This window comes from Dyadobacter sp., assembly GCF_051859145.1.
In the GTDB taxonomy this organism is placed as follows: domain Bacteria; phylum Bacteroidota; class Bacteroidia; order Cytophagales; family Spirosomataceae; genus Dyadobacter.
Window position 1 is genome coordinate 1 of record NZ_JBHYGF010000308.1, and the last position, 5,247, is coordinate 5,247.

Genomic DNA, 5,247 nt, shown 5'->3' on the forward strand with positions numbered 1-5,247 from the left:
CTTTGCGATTTTCCTTTGTCTTTTACTGTTTCGGCATAAGTTACCAGTCGCTCAGTTGCATCCGGGCGACGATTGAGCAGTACATCCTCAACCAGTTCCAGAACATCTTTCGGGATTTCATCATAAATACCAATCTGACCTGCATTCACGATGCCCATATCCAGCCCAGCCTTGATCGCGTGGTACAGAAATGCAGTATGGATAGCTTCACGCACAGGCTCATTTCCGCGGAAACTGAAAGATACGTTGGATACCCCGCCTGAAACTTTTGCATGTGGCAGGTTTTCCTTGATCCAGCGAACTGCATTGATAAAGTCAACCGCATAATTGTTATGCTCCTCCATTCCCGTTGCGACGGTCAGGATATTTGGGTCAAAAATGATATCCTCGGCCGGGAAGCCAACTTCATCAACCAGGATCCTGTAAGCTCTTGAACAGATTTCGCAGCGACGTTCAAAATTGTCAGCCTGACCTTGTTCATCAAAAGCCATCACCACTGTTGCCGCACCATACCGCAATACAGTTCTTGCTGACTCTTTAAATTTCTCCTCGCCTTCTTTCAGCGAAATCGAATTAACAATAGACTTACCTTGTACACATTTCAGTCCAGATTCGATCACCTCCCATTTCGAAGAATCGATCATCAGCGGTACTTTGGAAATATCAGGTTCTGAGGCGATCAGGTTAACGAAAGTCTTCATAGCCTCTACCCCGTCGATCATACCTTCGTCGAGGTTGACGTCAATGACCTGCGCGCCGCTCTCCACTTGCTCACGGGCAATGGAGAGTGCTTCGTCATATTTTCCTTCTCGGATCAACCTTGCAAACTTCTTCGATCCGGTTACATTACAACGCTCGCCGATGTTTACAAAATTCGTCAGTTCATTGATCTTCACCAGTTCAAGACCAGAGAGTTTCATCACCGTTTCAGCCGCCGGCAATGAACGCGGTGTATGTTTCTTGGCGAGATCCGCAATTACGCGAATGTGGTCGGGCGTGGTACCGCAGCAACCTCCGATAATATTGACCAGATTATCTTTCAAAAATCCATCAATTACCTCACCCATTTGCTCCGGCGATTCATCATATTCACCCATTTCGTTCGGCAAGCCGGCATTTGGGTGAGCTGATGTATAGAATGGAGATTCTTTTGCCAGGATCTGAACATAGGGACGCATTAAATCTGCTCCCAATGCGCAGTTCAGGCCCACAGAAAGTAATGGTAAATGCGATACCGACGTTAAAAATGCCTCGGTAGTCTGACCCGAAAGCGTGCGGCCCGATGCGTCGGTAATTGTTCCTGAGATCATAACCGGAAGCGACTCGCCGGGTACATTCTTCCACGAATCCAGCCGCTCTACTTTGTCATTCTTTGCATCAACAAAAAACTGATCAATAGCGAAGAGCGCGGCTTTTGCATTGAGGGTATCAAAGATGGTTTCTACAAGTAACAAGTCACAGCCACCGTCAGTTAAACCTTTAATCTGCTCATAGTATGCCTTTACCAGCTGATCAAAGCTGATTGCACGGTAACCCGGATTGTTTACATCGGGAGAAAGAGAGGCTGTACGGTTGGTTGGTCCCATTGAACCGGCCACAAATCTGGGCTTATCCGGCTCACGCTCGGTGAACTCGTCGGCTACCTCCCGCGCCAGCCGCGCCGATTCGTAGTTCAGTTCATAAACCAGCTCTTCCATTCCGTAATCCGCCATCGCGATGGTAGTACCGGAGAAAGTGTTGGTTTCGGCAATATCTGCGCCTGCTTCGAAATAAGCGGCGTGAATTTCTTTGATGATATCTGGTCGAGTCAGCGAAAGCAAATCGTTGTTTCCTTTCACATCCTGCGGCCAATCGGCAAAGCGGTCGCCGCGATAATCGTGATCCTCCAACTTATAGCGTTGGATCATCGTACCCATAGCTCCATCCAATACAAGAATGCGGTTTTTGAGAATCTCGCGAATATCCGCCTTTTCAGTTGCTATCATTTATATAATATTTTGATGAGTTCATGATTAATCCGCCGCAGGCAGAGTTTACAAGAGACAAATTTAAGTCAATAGATTTTTTATTCAATAAAACAAAAAATATTAGACTAAACATCTACCTATTTGACATTCGACACACTATTTATCTATATTCGAAGGTTAGTTGAAGTGAATAAAGATATTCTATCTATGTATAATCTGGACGAAACAGATGCCAAAATCCTGCATTTGCTACAACAGGATGCCACCCTGAAAACACGTGAATTATCCGAAAAGCTCAATCTCTCCTACACGCCGGTTTACGAACGGGTCAGAAGATTAGAGAAGGAAGGCGTGATCCGCAAGTACGTCGCACTGGTTGATCGTGAAAAGGTTGGGAAAAAATTAATGGCATTCTGCAACATCGCGTTGAAAGAACATTCGAAGAATATGGGCGAAAGATTCGTCAAGGCTGTTACTGCGATGCCCGAGGTAATGGAATGCTTCAACATTTCGGGAGACTACGATTTTCTACTAAAGGTAGTAGTAGATGATATGTCGCAGTACCAGCAATTTTTAATGCAAAAGCTAGGCTCGCTCGATAATATTGGCAGTACCCACAGTTTGTTTGTTATGGGAGAAATCAAAAATTCTTCGGCACTGGAAATGCTTTCGGGTAAAAAATAAATACGGTCCCGAAAGCTCCCGGACCGTATTCCAACTCACCCCTAACAAAAGGTCTTCAAATGTTATAAAAAGTTAAAATTTCTTCATTCCAAAGCATCAGCTGCGTCGGTTAGCCGGCATCATAAATGGGATTACGCGGATATTTCGTCCATTGTTGCACTTGGAGGCACTTTCGATGTTCAACCAGGCACTTTGCTGACTACGATCCTGGATTTTAAGCGGCGTCAACTTTTTTGTAATTTTTGCAACACAAGTTCAGCTGCCCACGTAACTGACATTAATAATGCGATCCCTGACAAACTTGATACCCTGACGTTGCTATTTGGAAGAAAAATATCCTTTAATAAGAACGACTTTGAATCTGTCGTAGCTGCGTGCATTGCGGGGAACAACCAGGCGCAACGACACCTCTATAAAAAGTTTTTCGGCTATTCTAAAAGTATCTGCCTTCGCTATACTGCCTCCACTGAAGAAGCTGAGGAGGTTTTGAATGAAGGATTTCTGAAAGTCTTTAATAATCTTGAAAAATATGACCCGAACCATCCTTTTAAAGCCTGGTTGCGGACGATTATGGTCAACACGGCGATCAGCTATTATCGCAAACATAAAAAGCACAGCGAAGATGTGATCGCACTGGAAGATGCGCCTTATCCTAAGTTTGAAGAAGATGTGATTTCGCAGATCACAGCAGATGAAATACTCGCATTGATCCAGAAGATCAAGCCCGTCTATAAAAACGTCTTTTTGTTATATGTAGTCGATGGCTACAATCACAGGGAAATTGCAGATCTGCTGCAAATCAATGAGGCCACAGTGAGGTCGCATTATGTTCGTGCAAGGGCCCGGTTGCAGCACTTAATTAAACAATATTATCCCCATCTCTTTCCAAGCGATTGGGCCGTAAAGTCATTCAGAGGAAATGAAAACTAATCAATTTGAGACTACTATACGCCGGAAATTAGAGAGTATCCAACCAGACTTTCAGGAAGCGGATTGGGCGAAAATGCAAGATTACATGCAGGCGCACACACCGCGAAGTTTTTGGCAACAATACAGTTCATGGATCGGATATCCCGCCGCAGCTTCGGTAACAGCGGTACTTGCGTTTCTGTATGTAAACCAGCTATCACAAAATGACAGCCTGCTGGCAGACGTAAAAAACCTGCAGGAGCAGATCGAAGTGATCAAACAACAACCTGCTACAGTTGCAAAAGCGGATACCATTTACATTGTCCAAAAAGCAAATGCAGATCAAAACCAGCAGGGTTACCAGGTTGCAGTGCGGGAAAATGCAGCCCGCTCCTCAGAAAATTCCTTTGTTTTGAATGCAAATACCAGGACTTCTGAAACTCAACAGTTGTCTCGCAATCAATCCAAAGTTGTAGAGAGCTCTGCACCCGTCGATTTGCAACACGAAACTTACGGTCCAAATGGCGCGGGCGACCTACCACCTACTGAGCTATCCCGCGAATATTTCACTGCACTCTCGTCTAAATCGCCGCTAAATGCAAGTAGCGGCAATGCGCTTTCCAGAAAGATGAACTATGATCTGGCAAACAGGCTCTCCGTCAGACAGGTACAAAGAGCGATTAACTGGAACAGTGTCCAAATCTCAAAAGTCAATGGTATTTCTGACAAAAAAGTGGAAAGAACCGCGAAGGCGGATAATGTAGTCCCGAAGCTTGACATCAAAGTACCCTACCGGTTTGGAGGAGGTATCCAAATGGAAGCAAACGGAACTGCGAAATCGGTTGTAGGCGAGGTGCTGGTTGCCAGGAAGTTTTCTATCACGGCAGGGATAAGCTGGCTGAAAGTCAAACCCATGGAGTTTATTTCAGAAAAAATATTCAGGGAGAAAATCCGCAAGGATTTCAAGCGATCGCACCCGGGAGAAGTTCCGCTGGCTTTGGATGTGTTTAATATCAAAGTAAACCCGACACTTGTCCAGATCCCGCTAACAGTTGCATTCCGGAATAATATGAAAGATAACTGGGCGTACTATGCCGGAGCCGGTACCAATGTGACGGTTTCATCAAAGGAAAAAGTGTCCTTCGATTGCATTGCGCCGAATAAAGAGTACTTCAAAAATGAATTCGATAAAAAGACCAAAGTACCTGCTGTCAGCTCTGTCAACTTCTCAGTGGGAATTGAGAAAACCTGGCACCCGATTGTGGTGCAGGCGGAGGGTTATGTTTACACTTATTTTACCCCTCTGACTCCCCTGAGCCACACGACCGGACCGGGTGTCAAGTTGAAGCTTCTGTATCAGATAGGGAGCAAAATGTAGATAAAACAGCTTTAACTTTCACGGACACCCGTACAATGTGTTCGTGAAAGTTCTATTTTTGGCTTTTATTTACTTCCCTACAATACGTTTCCTTGAAATTCGCTGCAATAGATATAGGATCCAATGGTGCCCGCATGCAGATTTCCTCTGTACTGCATGATGGTGGCGTTTCCCGCTTCAAAAAGGTTGAATATGTACGTTTCCCGCTTCGTTTAGGCCATGACGTTTTTACCCAGGGCCGCATTACAGAGCAGAGTGAAGACCGCATGATGAAACTGATGCTCGCTTATCAGCTCCTTATGGAACTGC

At 45.1% G+C, this 5,247-nt stretch carries 4 protein-coding genes and 1 pseudogene; 4 read left to right on the forward strand and 1 reads right to left on the reverse strand.

What is annotated here, in order from left to right:
* The coding region (gene metH, locus ACTIE6_RS17000) for a methionine synthase (RefSeq protein ID WP_439557780.1) at positions 1-1,985 on the reverse strand (1,985 nt) is incomplete at its 3' end.
* A 189-nt stretch (positions 1,986-2,174) separates the two neighbouring features.
* Here metH and ACTIE6_RS17005 point away from each other — a divergent pair.
* The 4 genes and pseudogenes from ACTIE6_RS17005 to ACTIE6_RS17020 form a co-directional block, all read left to right on the forward strand.
* Positions 2,175-2,651 (forward strand): Lrp/AsnC family transcriptional regulator, encoded by a 477-nt coding sequence (locus ACTIE6_RS17005; RefSeq protein ID WP_439557782.1) that lies wholly within the window; start codon positions 2,175-2,177, stop codon positions 2,649-2,651.
* A 315-nt stretch (positions 2,652-2,966) separates the two neighbouring features.
* Positions 2,967-3,581, forward strand: coding sequence for an RNA polymerase sigma factor (locus ACTIE6_RS17010; RefSeq protein WP_439557783.1), 615 nt, complete (start codon positions 2,967-2,969; stop codon positions 3,579-3,581).
* Positions 3,571-4,938, forward strand: a complete 1,368-nt coding sequence (locus ACTIE6_RS17015) for a hypothetical protein (protein ID WP_439557781.1) — start codon at positions 3,571-3,573, stop codon at positions 4,936-4,938. Before ACTIE6_RS17010 ends, ACTIE6_RS17015 begins: the two co-directional genes overlap by 11 nt.
* Positions 4,939-5,030: 92 nt before the next feature.
* Positions 5,031-5,247, forward strand: a pseudogene (locus tag ACTIE6_RS17020) (phosphatase); the annotation flags it as partial.